This window comes from Rhizobium sp. 18055 (assembly GCF_902706285.1).
Taxonomy (GTDB): Bacteria; Pseudomonadota; Alphaproteobacteria; order Rhizobiales; family Rhizobiaceae; genus Rhizobium.
In genome coordinates, this window is sequence record NZ_CACSKD010000030.1 from 1 (window position 1) to 16,957 (window position 16,957).

A 16,957-nucleotide genomic window follows, 5' to 3' on the forward strand; every position below is an offset into this window, starting at 1 on the left:
CTCGCCGGGCATATTGCCGACGGGTGGTTTCGGTCCAGGCCATCGTGAACTCCATCGAATCTTCGCAAATCCGAAGGAATCACAACCTGTTGAAATCACCCACTTCTTTTTGAGGCAGCCTCTTAGAGGCAGCGGATCTCATGCTTGCAAAGCAGATCAGTGGTCTTCCCGTCGTCAACCAGGATGGAGTGCTGGTGGGCATGATTACTGAGGGCGACTTCTTGCGCCGGCATGAACTCGACACAGTTCGTAAACGTTCATGGCTCGCGAGCTGGCTCGCCAGCCCCGGCCAAATTGCCGCCGAATATGTCCGATCCCATGGTAGTCGTGTAGACGAAATCATGATCTCGGAGGTCGTCGTCGTTCCGGCAAAAGCATCATTGGCGGAGGCCGTTCGCTTGATGGAGAAAAATGACGTAAAACGGTTGCCGGTCGTCTCGGAAGGAAGGCTGGTCGGCATTCTTTCGCGATCCGACCTCCTTCGCGCGTTGGCAGGAATCGCGAAGCCATCCGTGCCAACACCTGAAGACGATCAGATCCAACGAGCAGTTGAAGCAGAATTGGCCAAGCAAAGCTGGAGCGGCAACGGGCTTATTCGCTGTCAGGTCGCCCATGGCGTCGCAGAACTGGTAGGCACGATTTTTGATGAGCGTGAACGCCTCGCTGCGATAGTGATAGCCGAGAACGTTCCAGGCGTGAAGGCGATCGCTGATCACCTTACTTGGATAGATCCGTATTTCGGCGTCGCCTTGCCGCCTCCCGTCGAACAAGGACACTGCGAATAGAACGGAATTGGCTGAAGATCCTGAGGTGTTTTTCCATGCCGCGGCCGGCTCAGTCACTGGTTCCTGTCTCCATCGCCCTTGCTCCAACATCGCTGAGTTCAGCCAGTACGCTGACCCGTGTTGCGGCGACCAACGAAATTTGGCGATCAGTCAGGGGGCGACGCAATGACTTGCTCGCATAGTATCCACGCCATTCGCTCGTACCCCCGACGAGCCGACGAAGGTCTGCCGCGGGAAACGCCTCACAGCAGCCGCGCTTGCACGATTACGAAAGTCCCCGCTAGCTAAGGCAACGGCTGCGACCCGACGCCCCGCGCGTTTGCAGGCGTAGGAACGTTCGCCAGTTTTCCGGCGTCATCAGCTCACAATTAGCAACCTACCATGCAGGAGCGGCGAACGTGATAGGCTACGTGGCTTCAAAACTCGTCTGCAGGAATACCGGTTAAATAATCTTTAACCATTCAGCCCTAGATTTGGAGGGGCAACGTCATTTAGCATGCGGCTTCGGCACGAGGTCGAGAGGGGTACGTTGCTGCGCACTCCGCGAAATGCCGCGTTACCTACAGCGACCCTTGGCGCACGGAGCGCCACTTACGACCACTGCGAGGAGTTTCGTGAAGCGTCTGGAAGATCTGCGCATGCCGGTGCTGCTTGTCAGTGTGAATGGTATCATCGTATACGCGAGCCGCCGCGCGCAGCAGGTTCTTCTGGATGTAGATGTGACCGACATGCCCATCGAGTGCTTTGTCGTCGACTGGACGCGAAAGCGACCTACACGACCTGATCCGACAACATCCAAAATCGAGATGATCTTTCGCGACGGCAGGTACCTAACCGTGTGCGCGGCGGTTTTTCAGATGCGATACGACGGTGCGTTAGTATCTGGAATCGCCTTCTCCCCATCCAGTGAGTCCACGTTCTGAAACTTGGTCCCCGGCTCGTCCTGAATGATGGATCGAGCGATGAGAATTTCGTCAAGCGCATCCTCGAAATCGGTGACGCATGCGGGATCGGACTATCTTCCAGCTCTCTCACGGATGTGGACTACGGCCTGTGATACAAACCATGCCTCTTTGTAAGAACGCGAACACCCTTGCTGAAAATCGATCGCACCCGTTTTCTGGGGTGCAAGTCGTCAGTCAGCGTTAAGGGTGTGCTGCTACGCGTGGGCAGCTACCTTACGGTCAGGATCGAATTCGTTAGCGGGCATCGATTTAGGAGAGCGCTACACCGGCCGGCTACCGTGCGTAGTGGGAGACCGCCCGTAGGCGGAGAAACCGTTTGCGACGAATACCGGGATCGAGCTACCGGTGCCGAGAGTCAAGCGATCAACCGCCGGCGGATTGCCTCGGCGATCGCCTGCGTGCGGTTTGATGCTCCGAGTTTCTTCGTCGCCGATTTGATGTAGCTGTTCACAGTCTCCAACTGGTACCCGGTGGCTTTGCCAATGCCTTCACTTGTCAGGCCGAGACTTGCTTGCGAGAGGCAGGCCATCTCGCCCTTTGACAAGCGCATTTGGTCCGCGGCGTAACGGTCCATCAGGGGCTTGGTGAATGCGTCGTGAACTGCTCCGGAGACAAGCTTGAGAAATGCGATCTCTGCGGCTTCAAATGGTGTCGCGCGCGCGTAGCCGACCGCGCCATACACTGTCTGTTCACGCAGAATTGGTAAGATAATGCGATTATGGACGCCGAACATACGCTGCAGGTACAGCAGGCGCTGCGGCACTTCCTGGTTTGCGTAGACGTCGCTCTCGATGACGACCGTTTTCGATGATTTCGAAGCCAGGATGAAGGGATCAATTTGCGGCAGCTTGTCAGCCATGTAGGCTTCGATAAATGCGGGCGGGAGATCGGTATCGATTGAGAACCCCTCGCCGAACCGATAGTGGTCAACATCTAGTCCTGAGACGAAAATGTAGTCGAATGGAACGGCTTTTTTCAGCCTGTCGATCATGTCATTCTGACCGAAGTAGCGATGCTTCGGCACCGAACCCAGATCGACATAGTCATCTAGGGCGTCCGGTGAAAGGACTGACAGGGCACTAACTGGCATCGGTGGAACTCAATTTCGGGGCCCCATTTATTGACTCCGAGTGTTAACCGAAGATTAACGGGTTGATCCCGATCAATTCGTCTGAAAAAGCAGACCCGAGGTGTCCTTCTCCAGCCGCCCGGCTCGGCGGGAAATGATGCAATTTGCAGCAGACAATCCGATTTTCTGCGTCTCGGATCGGGCACCTCTGACCATCACCCTGACCGGGTTGCTTCCGTCTGCCTCGATCGTCATTCCCCGGAGCACTACCTCGCTTCCGTGACAGGTCGCGTAAGCGGCGATCGGAGTTCGGCACGAGCCGTCGAGCGCACGAAGAAACGCCCGTTCGCATCGGACGGCGTCGGCTGTGGCAGCCTCGTCCAGAGCCGAGACCAAGTCGGCAACAATGCGATTTTCCTTGGCGGTTTCGATACAAATGGCGCCTTGGGCCGGAGCCGGTGGGAATTGGCGAGGATCCAGCACCTCCGTCGCGACACCTGCAAGGTCCAACCTGTTCAACCCTGCCTTGGCTAGCAGCGTGGCGTCGACGATTCCGTCCGATAGCTTCTGCAACCTTGTCCCGACGAGGCCTCGAAATGGTATGACGACGAGGTCTGGCCTGTGCATCGCAAGGAGCGCCGCTCTCCTCACGGATGAGGTGCCGACAACGGCGCCTGACGGCAATTCCCATAAACCAGCTCCGCTTCGCGACACGAGCGCGTCTCGCACGTCTTCCCTTGGCAGAAACGCGCTGATGTGTAGCCCGTCTGGAAGAACGGTAGCGACGTCCTTGCAGGAATGAACCGCAAGGTCGAGGTCTGCCGATAAGAGCCTATCTTCCAGCTCCTGGGTGAAGAGTCCCTTGACGCCGACGTCTGGAACCGGCTGCTCGCTGAGCCGATCTCCTTTCGTCGTTAGTTTCACAATCTCGAAGGATTCGATCGGCAGTCCGTTGCAGGCGGCAAGGCGCGAGGCGACTTCCGAGGCCTGGGCGATCGCCAGGGGACTTGCACGCGTACCGATCCTGATCCGTCTTCCGAGTTTCTCCATGATCATCAGGCGGCGTCCCGTTCGCTTCCGTGCAAGCCTGGCGCGTCGAACTGGAGTTCAGCGAGTCTTGCGTATACGCCACCCTTGCGTACTAGCGAAGCGTGGCTTCCCTCCTCGACAATCCGACCTTTGTCCATGACGAGGATCCGATCTGCCTTTAGGACGGTAGCCAGCCGATGCGCGACGAGGATCGTGGTTCGATTTTTCATAAGTTCTTCGAGTCCTTTCTGCACCAGCATCTCGCTTTCTGCGTCCAGCGACGATGTGGCTTCGTCAAGAAGAAGGATCGGAGCGTCTTTTAGGACGGCCCTGGCAATCGCGATCCGCTGGCGCTGTCCCCCGGAAAGCGTGAGGCCACGCTCGCCTACGACGGTATGGTACGAATGCGGGAGGTCGGATATGAAGTCGTGAGCCTGGGCCCGCGCCGCGGCGGATTCAATCTCCGCGTCGTTCGCGTCCGGTTTTCCCAAAGCGATGTTGTCCCGGACGGCGGAAGCGAAGATCGTGACATCTTGCGGGACGATGGCGATTTGCTGCCTCACCTCCTCCGAGGACAAGGAGGCGACGTCGCACCCATCGATCAAGATTTGCCCTTCGGTTGTTCCATAGAAACCGAGCAAGAGCGAGAACAGCGTGCTCTTACCCGAGCCCGATGCACCTACCACCGCAACGGTCTCGCCCGGAGCAACCCGCATCGACAATCCTTGGACCACTTCACGATCGGGCGTGCCGGGATAAGCGAACTTGACATCGCGGAATTCGACACCTCCGGCCACCGGAGTTCGGAGCGGGACCGTCGTGCCCTGCTTCGGAAGACCGTCATCCTCGTCTAACAACTCGAAGAGCCTTCCTGCAGCACCGGCCGCCTGCGCCAATTCGCCCCACACCTCCGAAAGCGAGCCGAGAGAACCCGCAGCAATCACTGCGTAAAGAAGAAATTGACTGAGGTCTCCAGCGGTCATCGATCCTGACAACAGGCCGCGAGCGCCAATCCAAAGGACCCCGACGACGCTGGTAAAGATTAGAGTGATCGCGAACGCGGTCAGGTAGGCCCTCGATCGAGCCGCGCTAACTGAGCTTGCGTAAGAAGTCTCTACGTCTCTGACGTATTTCTGCTCGGCAGTTCTTTCGCCATTGAACGACTGTATCGTTCGGCTTCCAGCAATGATCTCACTCGCGAACGCGGACGCCTGCGCCAAAGCATCCTGTGCAGCACGCGAGCGGCGTCGAACCGAGCGACCAAAGACAACTAGCGGAACGACGATTAACGGAATGGCGCCGATGGTGATCGATGACAAGCTGGGACTGGTCATGAACATCATCGCCAGCGAGCCTGCGCACAGGATGGAGTTGCGTAGCGCAACAGAGGCGGCCAAGCTGACAGCCGACTTGATCTGAGCGGTGTCTGCAGTCAGACGCGAAGTGATCTCGCCTGAGCGGTTCGCATCAAAAAAGGACGCAGGTAGGCGTACGACCTTTGCGAAAACCTGAAGCCGGAGGTCGCTGACAAGGCGTTCTCCTAGCGCGGCCACGAAGTAGTATCTGCACGCGCTAGCGACCGCGAGCGCGACGGCAAGAGCGACAAGCATCACAAAGTAGCGGTCTACGAACGCACCATCGGTGCGGGTGAATCCCTGGTCTATCAGGCGGCGGACTGCAATTGGCAAAGCCAGAGAGATCACTGCCGCGGCGGCCAGAGAGATCACGCTGCCAGCGACAAGCCATCGATGGGCTCGCAAGAACGGGGCGAGCCTTCTCAATCCACTAAGTGATCGACGTCCAGAGCTGTGACCGTTGAGATCCGCTGGAGGGGTCGGCGCGTCGGCGAGACGGTCGTGCTGGGCAATCATCATTGCCTGGAACTCCTGATTTAAGTTAGGTTCCTTTTCACGTCGAATCCGTTGCTCGTCTTTGATCGCGATCAATAACAGGCGCCTTTCTTGGCGACTGTCGTCTGCCTATCCCCGCAGCTCGAACAGCATCTTGAAACGCCGGTGACCCAAGCCAAGGCGCAGCGCGGCGTTCTGATCAGAACCGATCGTCCGCCGGGATTACCCTCGCTATTTAGCTAGCCCGTTCGGAGTCAGATCCTCTAAGAGCCGCCAGACTATGGATCAACTCGGCGGCGAAGGCTCTTCCGCGCGAAGCATCCTTATCCTGCTTTGCTAGACTTCCGACGTTCAAATAACAGTCCACCAGCAACTCGGCGAGCGCGAAGGGAGATTCGAGGGCGGACCGCGGAAACTTTGCCGCGGAAGCAAGTCCCTCTAGCGGAGCCTCGACAAGCGATGCCAGCCGCATTTCTGATTGACGTGCAAACGATCGCAAGGCTGCTTCTTTGCTGGCTGCGGCATCGGATGCTGCCATCATATCGAGATGATGCGCCAGCTTTCGCTCTAGGTCGGGCAGACTGTCTACCGTGACGTCGATATTCAGGCCACGCTCGGTGTGGAACGCGCGCCTTCGCTCTCTTCGTAACGTTGCAACATGGCCCAACTCTTCACGGGCCATCCGCTCTGCTGCCTCCCGTATCTCATCAGAATGCGCGTGTGCTGAGACGTAAGTCCAGAACACGAAGGCACGCTCCTCATTTCGGACCGCCATCGAAAAAGCTCTGTAGGCGCTTAGAAGGTTAGGAGCCACGATCCCTACATCTTCGTCCTCGAACACCTCTTTCGGGCCTTCGGGTGCGCGGCTTAAAATCGAAGCGCCCAGCCCCTGCCTCCACTCATCAACCTTGCTGAGGTGGCCCTTTTCCTCAGCAACTAAGGCGTCGAAAACCCGTGCCAATTCTGGCCGCTCCAGCGTCTCCATCCTCCGTGATAAATCCTGGTATACGTCGATCGCCTCCTGCTCCATTCGAGCCGCCAGTGCCAACAGTTCGGCAAGAGAGCTCAGTTCCCAAGGCTCGCGGGTGGTTGACATTGTCCGTCCCCTTCTTCTCGGCAAGGCGGTTGTGATTGATGTCGCAAGTCTACACATTTCAGCGGAAAATTATCACCCATGGTTGATCTTGATCAAATAGCCGTTACTTTTTCACCGTATATGTTTCTACCGCGAACGCACCGAACGGCTTAAGGACGCGCGATGATAACAGTACAAAAAGGCGCAGCCATTGGGCGCATGGCCCTGCTCTTCCTGGCGGTAATTGGTCTTTTCACAGCTTTCGCGGCGCCTGCCATGTCGGCGAGCCAGCTACCATCGTATCTCGAAAAAGTTCAGCCGGACGAATTGTTTCAGGGTGCTGACAGGTTTGGCGATCCAGAAGGCGAGCCTCCAATCGCACCGGTATATCGCGGCGGCGACCTACTTGGTTACGTGTTTCTGAACTCGGATTTCACCAATTCGACCGGCTATTCCGGCAAGCCTATTCATATCGCTGTGGGCATCGACACAGCAGGTGTGGTGCGAGGGATCAAGCTGATCGACCATCATGAGCCGATCGTGCTCATCGGCATCCCGCAGGCCAAGGTGGTCGCCGCGCTTAACTCCATTATTGGAAAAGATCTCGGCCGCGTAGCGGCTGGCGAAGAGCGTCCGCCACAGGTTGAAATAGTAAGCGGCGCCACCGTGACTGTTCTTGTCATGGGCGACAGCGTCATCCGCTCCGCAGTCAAGCTAATTCGCAGCGGGAGGCTTAATCCCGCCAGCGCTGGCGGCGTCAAGAAACAACCCGACGTGAAGACGCTGGATCTGACGAAGACGGAAGTCAGTGACTGGCAGACGCTATTGGGCGATGGGTCTGTCCGAAGCCTTCGGTTGACTGTTGGCGAGGTTTCCAAAGCCTTCAACGACGCCGGCCAGCCTGACGCCGCATCTCATCCAGAAACGACGACACCCGAGGACCGGTTCATTGAACTTTACGTCGCGCCGGTAAGCGTTCCTTCAATCGGCAAAACGCTCCTTGGCGATGCAGCATTCGAGCGACTTCAAAGCCGATTGCAGCCTGGACAGTCTGCAGTTCTCGTTGCTGGCGACGGTGCCTATTCCTTCAAAGGTTCGGGCTATGTCCGCGGGGGAATATTTGATCGTATCGAGCTCTTACAGGACGGACAAGGCCTCAGATTCCGCGATCGCTACCACACCCGCATTGCCGCTCTTGCACCAGCCGACGCGCCAGCGCTTAAGGAGATCGCACTATTTGTCGTTGCGCCCGAATATACGTTCGACGTGACAGAGCCATGGGAACTCCAGCTCCTCGCGCAGCGGAGCAGCACGGGTGCGCGGGACAAAGCAGTCATTCCCTTTAATCTCGGGTATTCGTTGCCGTCGCAATACGTCAAGGTGACGAAGTCTGTCGTTCCATCTGCGGCGACCGAAGCCCCGACGGTGAAGACGCTGCAGGCACTGGACGAACAGCCGCTCTGGATCAGCATCTGGAATCTGAACCGCGTCAATATCGGGATTACCGCCGCAGCGCTTCTCGTTCTAACCGCAATCTTTTTCTTCCAAGATTGGCTAGTGAAACGTCCCGTTCTGTTTGCTTGGGTACGAAACAGCTATCTTGTCTTCACGCTCGTCTGGCTTGGCTGGTACGCGAATGCCCAGCTATCCGTCGTTAATGTTCTGACCTTCACCAACGCGTTGATCACGAATTTCAGTTGGGAATTCTTTTTAGCCGCCCCGCTGATCTTTATTCTATGGGCATCGGTCGCGGCCGGTCTGCTATTCTGGGGGCGCGGCCCTTTCTGCGGCTGGCTCTGCCCCTTTGGCGCGCTGCAGGAGTTGCTAAGCAACATCGCGAAGCGCCTCAAAGTGCCTCAGGTCAAGCTTCCCTGGGGTCTGCATGAACGGCTTTGGCCCATCAAGTACATCATCTTCCTTGGACTGTTCGGACTATCGTTCTATTCAATCTCTTACGCAGAGATGGCGGCGGAAGTCGAACCGTTTAAGACCGCGATCATCTTGAAGTTCGTTCGGGATTGGCCGTTCGTCGTCTTCGCCGGCGCCCTGCTCGTCGCAAGCCTATTCATCGAACGTTTCTACTGCCGCTACCTTTGTCCGCTCGGAGCTGCGCTTGCCATACCCGGACGAATTCGAATGTTCGAATGGCTGAAGCGTTATCCGGAATGCGGCTCTCCTTGCCAGCGCTGTGCGAAGGAATGTCCCGTCCAGTCCATTCATCCGGAAGGGCAGATCAATGTGAACGAGTGCATATACTGCATGCATTGCCAGGAACTTTATCACGACGACCACCGCTGCCCGCACATGATCCAGGTTCGGTTGAAGCGCGAGAAATTCATGGCCCTTTCCACCCCGGAGTCTCGCGGTGAGAAACCACCGAAAACGGTCGTAACACATAACGGCAAGCCTATCGAAAGAGCTTAAATCGGCGCGCGACATTTCAGTCGCGGCCTCAACTAGGGAAGTTAAAAAATGTCAACGGAAGACACGCAGCCGAGGTTCAACAGACGTCAGCTTCTTGGGACCACGGCAATGGCCGCGGCTGCCGGAGCTGTAGCAGCAGGGGGAGCCATCAACTTCTCCGGCGCGCTCGCTACCGAGGCCATGGCAGCAGAAGGGCGTAAGCAGACGTGGGAAGTCAAGCCGGGCGAGCTCGATGAGTATTACACGTTCTTCTCTAGTGGCCAGTGCGGCGAAGTTCGCATCGTGGGGGTGCCCTCGATGCGCGAAATCATGCGCATTCCGGTATTCAACCGCTGCAGCGCAACAGGTTGGGGACAGACTAACGAAAGCCGGAAGATTCTGACGGAAGGTCTGCTTCCCAAGACGGTGGAATTCCTAAAGGATCAGGGCGGCGTTTATCACAACGGAGACCTTCACCATCCTCATCCGTCTCAGACCGACGGCACTTACGATGGTCGCTACCTTTACGCCAACGACAAGGCCAACACTCGCGTGTGCCGCATTCGTCTCGACGTGATGAAATGCGACAAGATCATCGAGCTGCCGAACCAGCACACCGTTCATGGTCTTCGTGTTCAGAAGTACCCGAAGACCGGCTACGTGTTCTGCAACGGTGAAGACGGCGTTCCGATTCCGAATGACGGCAAGGTCTTGGACGATCCAAAGGCATATCAGGCCGTGTTCACCGCGGTGGATGGCGAAACGATGAAGGTCGCATGGCAGGTCATCGTCGACGGCAACCTCGACAACGTCGATGCCGACTATCAGGGCAAGTATTGCTACTCCACCTGCTACAATTCCGAAAACGGCGTGAACCTCGAACAGATGATGGCGAAGGACCAGGACTGGGTGGTCGTCTTCAATATCAAGCGCATCGAGGAAGCCGTGAAGAGCGGTGACTATAAGGAGATCAGCGGCGTTCCGGTCATCGATGGACGCCATGGCTCGAAGTACACACGCTATATTCCGGTTTCGAACGGCCCCCACGGCATGAACACGGCGCCCGACGGAATCCATGCGGTGGCCGCAGGAAAGCTCTCTCCAACCGTGACGGTCTTCGACGTCCGCAAGTTCGACGACCTTTTCGATGACAAGATCAAGCCTAGAGACACCGTTGTTGCGGAACCCGAACTCGGTCTTGGCCCATTGCATACGGCGTATGACGGTCGTGGCAACGCCTACACCACGCTGTTCATCGACAGCCAGATCTGCAAGTGGAACATCGAAGATGCCAAGCGTGCCTTCAAGGGCGAAAAGGTCAATCCGATCCGTCAGAAGCTCGACGTTCATTACCAGCCAGGCCATAATCACAGCTCGATGGGCCAGACCAAGGAAGCGGATGGCAAGTGGCTCATTTCGCTGAACAAGTTCTCGAAGGACAGGTACCTCAACGCAGGTCCGCTCAAGCCCGAGAGCGACCAGCTCATCGACATCTCCGGCGACGAGATGGTTCTGGTACATGACAACCCGACCTTCGCTGAACCGCATGATGCGACGATTGTTCATGCGTCGAAGATCAACCCGGTGAGCCTCTGGAGCCGCGATGATCCCTTCTTTGCCGACGCGGTCGCGCAGGCGAAGAAAGACAACATAGACCTAATGACGGACTCCCAGGTGGTCCGGGATGGCGACAAGGTGAGAGTTTACATGACCTCATCGGCACCCGCCTACGGTTTGGAATCTTTCACCGTCAAGGAGGGAGACGAGGTCACGGTCTATGTTACGAACATCGACGAGGTAGAGGACCTCACCCATGGCTTCGCGATCGTCAACTACGGCATCAACATGGAGGTCGCGCCGCAAGCGACTGCCTCGGTCACCTTTAAAGCAAGCAAGCCAGGCGTCTACTGGTACTATTGCTCGTGGTTCTGCCATGCGATGCACATGGAAATGAAGGGCCGTATGTTGGTGGAACCGAAGACGATCTGATGCGACAAGCAAGGACACTAATGATGGCGGCCCTCTGGGCCGCCATCGCTACAACCGCCTCAGCCTCGGACCTTTTTGTCGCGCCTGGCGACGGTCACAGTCTAACTGAGGCCGTCGAGCAAGCAGCGTCGGGGGATAGGATCATTCTCCGATCAGGCACCTACGAAGGGCCATTGACCCTGAGCAAACCGGTGGTCCTCCAAGGATCTCCTGGCGCCGTCATAGTCGGAAATGGCAGAGGGACGGTTATAACCATAAATGCTGCGGACGTCACAGTACGCGGTCTTGAGATCCGAGGATCCGGCTCCAACCTGGAAACGATGGACTCTGGCGTTTTTGCCACCGAGGGGGCGACCGGCGCCGTCATTGAACATAACGTGGTCGCAGAAAACCTTTATGGCATCTACATCCATGGCGCGAAGGATTCCGTCACCCGCGGAAATCGAATCGTGGGGATCAAGGAAGGCCGACTAAGCGAGTCGGGAAACGGCGTGACGGTCTGGAATGCTCCTGGAGCGAAAGTTCTTGAGAACGACATCAGTTTTGGGCGCGACGGCATCGCGACGAACGCCAGCAAGCGCAATGTTTTTAGCAGAAATCGTTTTCACGATCTGCGTTTTGCGATCCACTATATGTACACCAACGACAGCGAGATCAGCGGAAACGTATCCACGGGCAATACCGTCGGCTATGCGATCATGTTTTCGAATCGCCTTAGAATCATTGACAATGTCTCCGATGGCGACCGCGATCACGGGATCCTCCTGAATTCAGCCAACAGTTCACTGGTAGAAGGCAATGTCGTTCGGGGACGGCCACAACCTGAAAGCCGATGGGCGTCTGCAGGCGCGCGCGCGTCTGCCGACGAAATACCGGCGGAAGCGGCAAGCACCATTGCTGCGGGAGACGTCTCGGGGTTCCGCCTTGGCCCTGAAAAATGCGTCTTTATCTACAATGCCAACAAAAACAAGCTCGCCGACAACGAGTTCAATGGATGCGCGATCGGCATTCACTTCACAGCCGGTTCGGAGGGAAACACCATGAGTGGCAACTCCTTCATAAACAATCGCAATCAGGTGAAGTATGTCGGAACACGCTACCTCGATTGGTCAGCCGACGGTCGCGGCAATTACTGGAGCGATAATCCCGCGTTCGACCTGAATGGTGACGGCATTGGCGATAATCCTTACCGCCCAAACGATGTTATGGACAAGGTCTTGTGGACATCGCCGCAGGCCAAACTTCTTGCGACCAGCCCTGCCGTCCAGCTTATCCGGTGGGCACAGGCTCAATTCCCCGCCCTCCTGCCTGGCGGCGTAGTGGACAATCACCCCTTGATGATGCCTCACGCGCCCTCTGGAGCTGTAAAATGGTAGAACCGACCGTTGTAGTATCCAAAATCGCCAAGCACTACGGCAAAGTGCAAGCAGTGAAGGATGTTTCGTTTGCGCTCAACGAAGGCGAGATGGTGGCGCTCGTAGGGCATAATGGGGCGGGAAAAACCACCTTAATCAAATTGATGCTCGGCCTTATTCGCCCCTCCGGTGGGAGCATCAGAGTGATGGGTGAGGATCCAGCGTTTGGCGCCGTCGCTGTGCGCCAAAGTCTTGGGTACCTTCCGGAAAGCGTCGCATTCCATAACGCGTTGACCGGTCGAGAGACTCTCGCATTCTATGCTAAGCTGAAGCAGGTGCAAGGATCCGACTTGATGGGTCTGCTGGAGCGCGTCGGGCTTGGTGCGGAAGCGGCCGGTCGGCCGGTTCGTACATACTCGAAAGGCATGCGCCAAAGGCTAGGCCTGGCGCAAGCCCTTCTAGGCGAGCCCCGCCTTCTACTCCTGGACGAGCCGACGAGCGGCCTTGACCCGGCATCACGCCGCAGATTCTACGATTTGCTAGCGGAACTGAAATCCAAAGGTGCGGCCATCCTTCTGTCGTCGCACGCGCTTACCGAGCTAGAAGATCGCGCGGATCGATTACTAATCGTCAACGAGGGCGTAGCTGTTGCCGATGGAACGATGGACGATCTTCGGGGACTAGCGCGATTGCCGACCCATGTCCGCGTCACCCTTGCAAACAGGATGGCCGCCGAGAGGCTGAAAAACGAGAGTTTCGGCTGGAAAGAAACGCTGCCGGGGACGCTTGAGACCATGGTGAGTAACGAAGAAAAGATTGACCTTCTCCGTCACGTAACCGTCGTTCCGGACGACGTAGCGGCACTCCACATAATCGAGCCAACACTGGATGATCTCTACGCGCATTTCCTGAGCGCTGGAAAGAGAGCGGCATGAGAAACATCATGATTATAGCCTCAAAGGAAATCCGCGAGGGGATGCGCAACAGATGGGTCCTTGCGACAACCCTGCTCCTCGGCGCCCTGGCTTTGACGCTGTCTTTGCTTGGCAGCGCACCGACCGGGAATGTCGGCAGCGGCCGGCTCGACGTCGTGATCGTAAGCCTTTCCAGCCTCACGATTTTCCTCGTACCGCTGATCGCGCTGCTGCTCTCCCACGACGCAATTGTCGGCGAGATGGAGAGAGGCACGATGTTATTGCTTCTGAGTTACCCGGTAGGACGAAACCAAGTCTTATTGGGGAAATTTGCCGGCCACATCGCCATCCTCGCATTCGCAACCCTGGTCGGTTACGGCACGACCGCGGTCATGCTGGTCGCGACAGGAAACACGATCGATGCAGCGAGCTGGTATTCGTTCCTCGTTCTGCTCGGATCGTCAATTCTCCTCGGCGGCGTTTTCATCGCGGTGGGGTATCTTATCAGCGGCCTCGTTAGCGAGCGAAGCACCGCGGGCGGGGTAGCAATCGGCGTGTGGCTGTTCTTCGTGGTGATCTACGACATGGCGCTGCTAGGGGCATTGGTGGCCGCCGTAGGACACGCTCTACCCGCGGGAGTGCTCGACGCTCTTCTACTCATCAACCCTACGGACGCATACCGGATGCTCAACCTCGGATCGGGCGGCGCCCGAGCTTTGTCGGGCATGGGTGGCGTCGCCGAACACTCCGGCCTGGGGCCCATCATCTTGGTAGCTGCGCTTGCGGCTTGGACCGCTGGTCCTCTGGCCCTGGCTTCCCTAACGTTTTCTAGGAGAGAGCTATGAAGAACCTGATCTTGGTCATGATGTTCCTTTCGTCGCTGATCTTGAGCAGTTGCGAAGATAAACAGGAAACGCCACCGCCGGCTCCCTTGGCGCTGACTAAGGACGCAATCGGCAGGTACTGCGGAATGAACGTCCTCGAGCACGCGGGACCGAAGGGTCAAGTCATACTGGACGCCAAGGTGGGAGAGCCCATTTGGTTTTCTTCGGCACGGGACGCTCTTGCGTTCACGATGCTTCCTGAAGAGCCGAAGGATTTTGTCGCCATCTACGTATCCGACATGGGCAAGGCGCCGAGTTGGGAAAAACCGGGTGCCGAGAACTGGGTAGACGCCCGAAAGGCGTTTTATGTGATTGGTAGCTCTCGCCGTGGAGGAATGGGAGCCGAAGAGACGGTGCCGTTTTCGTCAGAGGACGCAGCTATCGAATTTGCGGGAAAAAATGGTGGTGAGGTGGTGACATTCGACGACGTTCCTCGTGACTACGTACTTGGAAGCGGATCCGACACTGATCATACGCCAAGCGACCCATCAGCAAAACCGGAGGCACATGACCATGGTTAGGATGTTCAGCCGACGTCGAGCAATTTCAATCTTCGCCGCAGTGGCAGGCCTGCCTCTCCTAAGAGGTGCAGAAGCTGCGGCGCATCCAACGACGTGGGAGGGCCAAGCGCTCGGCGCGCCGGCGCGTCTCCTTCTTAACCATCCGGATCCGGTCGCCGCCTCTCGCCTGATCGAGCTTGTCGTGGTGGAAGTGGCGCGGCTCGAGAAGGTATTCAGCCTCAGTCGCGCCGACTCGGCGCTGTCAGAGTTGAATAAGGTCGGAGTCCTCGTTGCTCCTCCACAGGACCTTGTAAGTTTGCTTCACAGCAGTCGCGGCATATGGGAAACCACCGGCGGCGTGTTCGACCCGACGGTACAACCGATCTGGCGTTTGTATTACGATCACTTCTCCAATCACGACGCCTCTCCCGCCGGTCCAGACAAAGCCGAAATCGCAAGGGTTCTCGCGGCGGTCGGTTTCGACCGTCTCAAGTTCAACCGGGACCGTGTCGTTTTGGGCTCCGCCGTGGGGTTAACGTTCAACGGCATCGCACAGGGGTATATCACAGACCGCATCGTTGACTTGCTGCGGAATGCTGGCGTCACGAGCTGCCTCGTCGACATGGGCGAGGATCGGGCAATCGGAAGCCGTTCGGATGGGACCGCCTGGCAGGTGGGTCTTGCAGAAAGTGAAAACGACGAACATCCCGACCACGTTCTCAGCATCGTTGACAAAGCAGTTGCGACGTCAAGTAGCAGCGGATTTGTGTTCGACGAGGCAGGCCGCTTCGGCCACATTATCGATCCCAGGAATGGCATCACGCCGCGGCTCTACCGGCGCGTGTCCGTGGTGGCGGACGACGCGACCCGCGCGGACGCCTTCGCTACCTCGTTCTGTCTTATGCCGGAAGGAGAAATTCGGGCGATCCTTGAAAAAGGACCCGACCTGATGGTCGATCTTATAAGCAATGAAGGCGTCCACGCACGGTTCGGAAATTCGGCCTAATCGTGCCCGCAACCTAGCCGGCATTCGCAGCCGGATAGCCAGTTTCGATCGGTGACCACAAAGAAGCTAGTCATCGATCGGTGTTTCAGACGAAAGCCACGGAGGAAAAAGTTATGAATTTTCTGAGAACTGTTGTTTTAGCCGCGCCCATCGCAGTGATTGCCGGTTCGGTTGCTGCTGCGGATTTCGAGGTGCATATGTTAAACAAAGGCGCCGACGGCGTCATGGTGTTCGAACCTCTTCTTACGAAAATCCAGCCTGGCGACACCGTTACCTTTGTTCCGACCGACAAGAGTCATAACGCAGAAACTGTCAAGGGCATGATCCCAGATGGCGCTGAAGCCTTCAAGGGAAAGACCAACGAGACCGTCAAAGAGACATTCGCGACGCCGGGCGTCTATGTCATCAAATGCATGCCGCACTTTCCGATGGGGATGGTTGCAGTGGTCGCGGTAGGCGACGCTCCAACCAATCTTGATGCCGTAAAGACGGGAAAGCTGCCCAATAAGGCTCGAGAGCGCGTCGATAAGGCGCTGTCGCAGCTTTGATTTTCCCACCTTAATCGAGCTGACCCAGAATCCGCGATCCTTTTTTCAGTTTTGGGCGGCTCACATTTCGACCTGTCGCGCTTTCGCATGTCCAACTGGATGGTGCGAAAGCGTGAGTTATGGTGAAGCACCGCCTACTCTTGGCATCCGCTGCTCGTAGGCGTCGCCCGGCTGAACAATGAACCACTGTGTCTATTCCTGCAGATTGGTGACAGTCGTTTCCGGGTGCCGAACTTCGAACAAGGCGTAGCCACCTGTGTCGGAATGTCTTTTTTGCAGGCGCATTTCAAGGTTTGCTAATCCTTTCACGGTATCATTTTCGGAAGTTAGCACTGGTGCACGATGACGTTAGTTGATTTGGAATTGCGCAAGAACGCAATGGCGGCCCCAGAAGAACCGCTGGCCCCTCCACGTCCGAAGCGAACAGTCGGATTTGACGCAACCGCCGCAGCTAACTTTGAATAGCCCCTAGATTTGTAGACGCCTTCTCCCCTAAACTTGAGGCAGGAGGCCTATATGGGCAAAGGCAATTTCACAGAAGAGTTCAAACGTGACGCGGTGCGTCAGATCACTGAGCGGGGCTAT

At 57.1% G+C, this 16,957-nt stretch carries 13 protein-coding genes and 1 pseudogene; 10 read left to right on the forward strand and 4 right to left on the reverse strand.

Going from position 1 to position 16,957, the window contains the following annotated elements:
- Window positions 1–116: 116 nt before the first annotated feature.
- Together GVL52_RS27135 and GVL52_RS27140 are read left to right on the forward strand one after the other, a co-directional pair.
- Window positions 117–785: pseudogene (locus tag GVL52_RS27135) on the forward strand (CBS domain-containing protein); the annotation flags it as partial.
- Between the two features lie 614 nt (window positions 786–1,399).
- Window positions 1,400–1,708: a hypothetical protein gene (locus tag GVL52_RS27140; RefSeq protein ID WP_160012526.1), complete on the forward strand. Its 309-nt coding sequence runs from the start codon at window positions 1,400–1,402 to the stop codon at window positions 1,706–1,708.
- Between the two features lie 397 nt (window positions 1,709–2,105).
- On the opposite strand, the gene GVL52_RS27145 is transcribed toward GVL52_RS27140, so the two are convergent.
- The 4 genes from GVL52_RS27145 to GVL52_RS27160 all read right to left on the reverse strand — a co-directional run bounded on the left by GVL52_RS27145 (window position 2,106) and on the right by GVL52_RS27160 (window position 6,794).
- Window positions 2,106–2,840 (reverse strand): LuxR family transcriptional regulator, encoded by a 735-nt coding sequence (locus tag GVL52_RS27145; protein ID WP_160012527.1) that lies wholly within the window; start codon window positions 2,838–2,840, stop codon window positions 2,106–2,108.
- A gap of 72 nt (window positions 2,841–2,912) precedes the next feature.
- Complete coding sequence (hemC, locus tag GVL52_RS27150; protein ID WP_244619308.1) at window positions 2,913–3,875, reverse strand: hydroxymethylbilane synthase; 963 nt, start codon at window positions 3,873–3,875, stop codon at window positions 2,913–2,915.
- Complete coding sequence (locus GVL52_RS27155; RefSeq protein WP_160012537.1) at window positions 3,875–5,719, reverse strand: ABC transporter transmembrane domain-containing protein; 1,845 nt, start codon at window positions 5,717–5,719, stop codon at window positions 3,875–3,877. The genes hemC and GVL52_RS27155 overlap by 1 nt, the downstream gene beginning before the upstream one ends.
- 214 nt (window positions 5,720–5,933) lie before the next feature.
- The gene (locus tag GVL52_RS27160) at window positions 5,934–6,794 is read right to left on the reverse strand and encodes a ferritin family protein (RefSeq protein ID WP_160012528.1); all 861 of its coding nucleotides are present in this window, start codon (window positions 6,792–6,794) and stop codon (window positions 5,934–5,936) included.
- Between the two features lie 198 nt (window positions 6,795–6,992).
- Here GVL52_RS27160 and GVL52_RS27165 point away from each other — a divergent pair, with 198 nt between their 5' ends.
- The 8 genes from GVL52_RS27165 to GVL52_RS27200 all read left to right on the forward strand — a co-directional run bounded on the left by GVL52_RS27165 (window position 6,993) and on the right by GVL52_RS27200 (window position 16,372).
- Window positions 6,993–9,197: a NosR/NirI family protein gene (locus tag GVL52_RS27165; protein ID WP_244619310.1), complete on the forward strand. Its 2,205-nt coding sequence runs from the start codon at window positions 6,993–6,995 to the stop codon at window positions 9,195–9,197.
- A 48-nt stretch (window positions 9,198–9,245) separates the two neighbouring features.
- Window positions 9,246–11,165 carry a TAT-dependent nitrous-oxide reductase gene (nosZ, locus tag GVL52_RS27170; protein ID WP_160012530.1) on the forward strand — a complete coding sequence of 640 codons (1,920 nt, stop codon included), beginning with the start codon at window positions 9,246–9,248 and terminating at the stop codon, window positions 11,163–11,165.
- Window positions 11,166–11,188: 23 nt separating this feature from the next.
- Entirely contained in the window at window positions 11,189–12,541 is a 1,353-nt protein-coding gene (locus GVL52_RS27175) for a nitrous oxide reductase family maturation protein NosD (RefSeq protein WP_244619309.1), read from the forward strand.
- Window positions 12,535–13,455: an ABC transporter ATP-binding protein gene (locus tag GVL52_RS27180; protein ID WP_160012532.1), complete on the forward strand. Its 921-nt coding sequence runs from the start codon at window positions 12,535–12,537 to the stop codon at window positions 13,453–13,455. Before GVL52_RS27175 ends, GVL52_RS27180 begins: the two co-directional genes overlap by 7 nt.
- The gene (locus GVL52_RS27185; protein WP_160012533.1) at window positions 13,452–14,279 is read left to right on the forward strand and encodes an ABC transporter permease; all 828 of its coding nucleotides are present in this window, start codon (window positions 13,452–13,454) and stop codon (window positions 14,277–14,279) included. Before GVL52_RS27180 ends, GVL52_RS27185 begins: the two co-directional genes overlap by 4 nt.
- Entirely contained in the window at window positions 14,276–14,839 is a 564-nt protein-coding gene (locus tag GVL52_RS27190; protein ID WP_160012534.1) for a nitrous oxide reductase accessory protein NosL, read from the forward strand. Before GVL52_RS27185 ends, GVL52_RS27190 begins: the two co-directional genes overlap by 4 nt.
- On the forward strand, window positions 14,832–15,824 hold the full coding sequence (locus GVL52_RS27195) for an FAD:protein FMN transferase (RefSeq protein ID WP_160012538.1): 993 nt from the start codon (window positions 14,832–14,834) through the stop codon (window positions 15,822–15,824). The genes GVL52_RS27190 and GVL52_RS27195 overlap by 8 nt, the downstream gene beginning before the upstream one ends.
- 113 nt (window positions 15,825–15,937) lie before the next feature.
- Entirely contained in the window at window positions 15,938–16,372 is a 435-nt protein-coding gene (locus tag GVL52_RS27200; protein WP_160012535.1) for a pseudoazurin, read from the forward strand.
- Window positions 16,373–16,957: the final 585 nt, after the last annotated feature.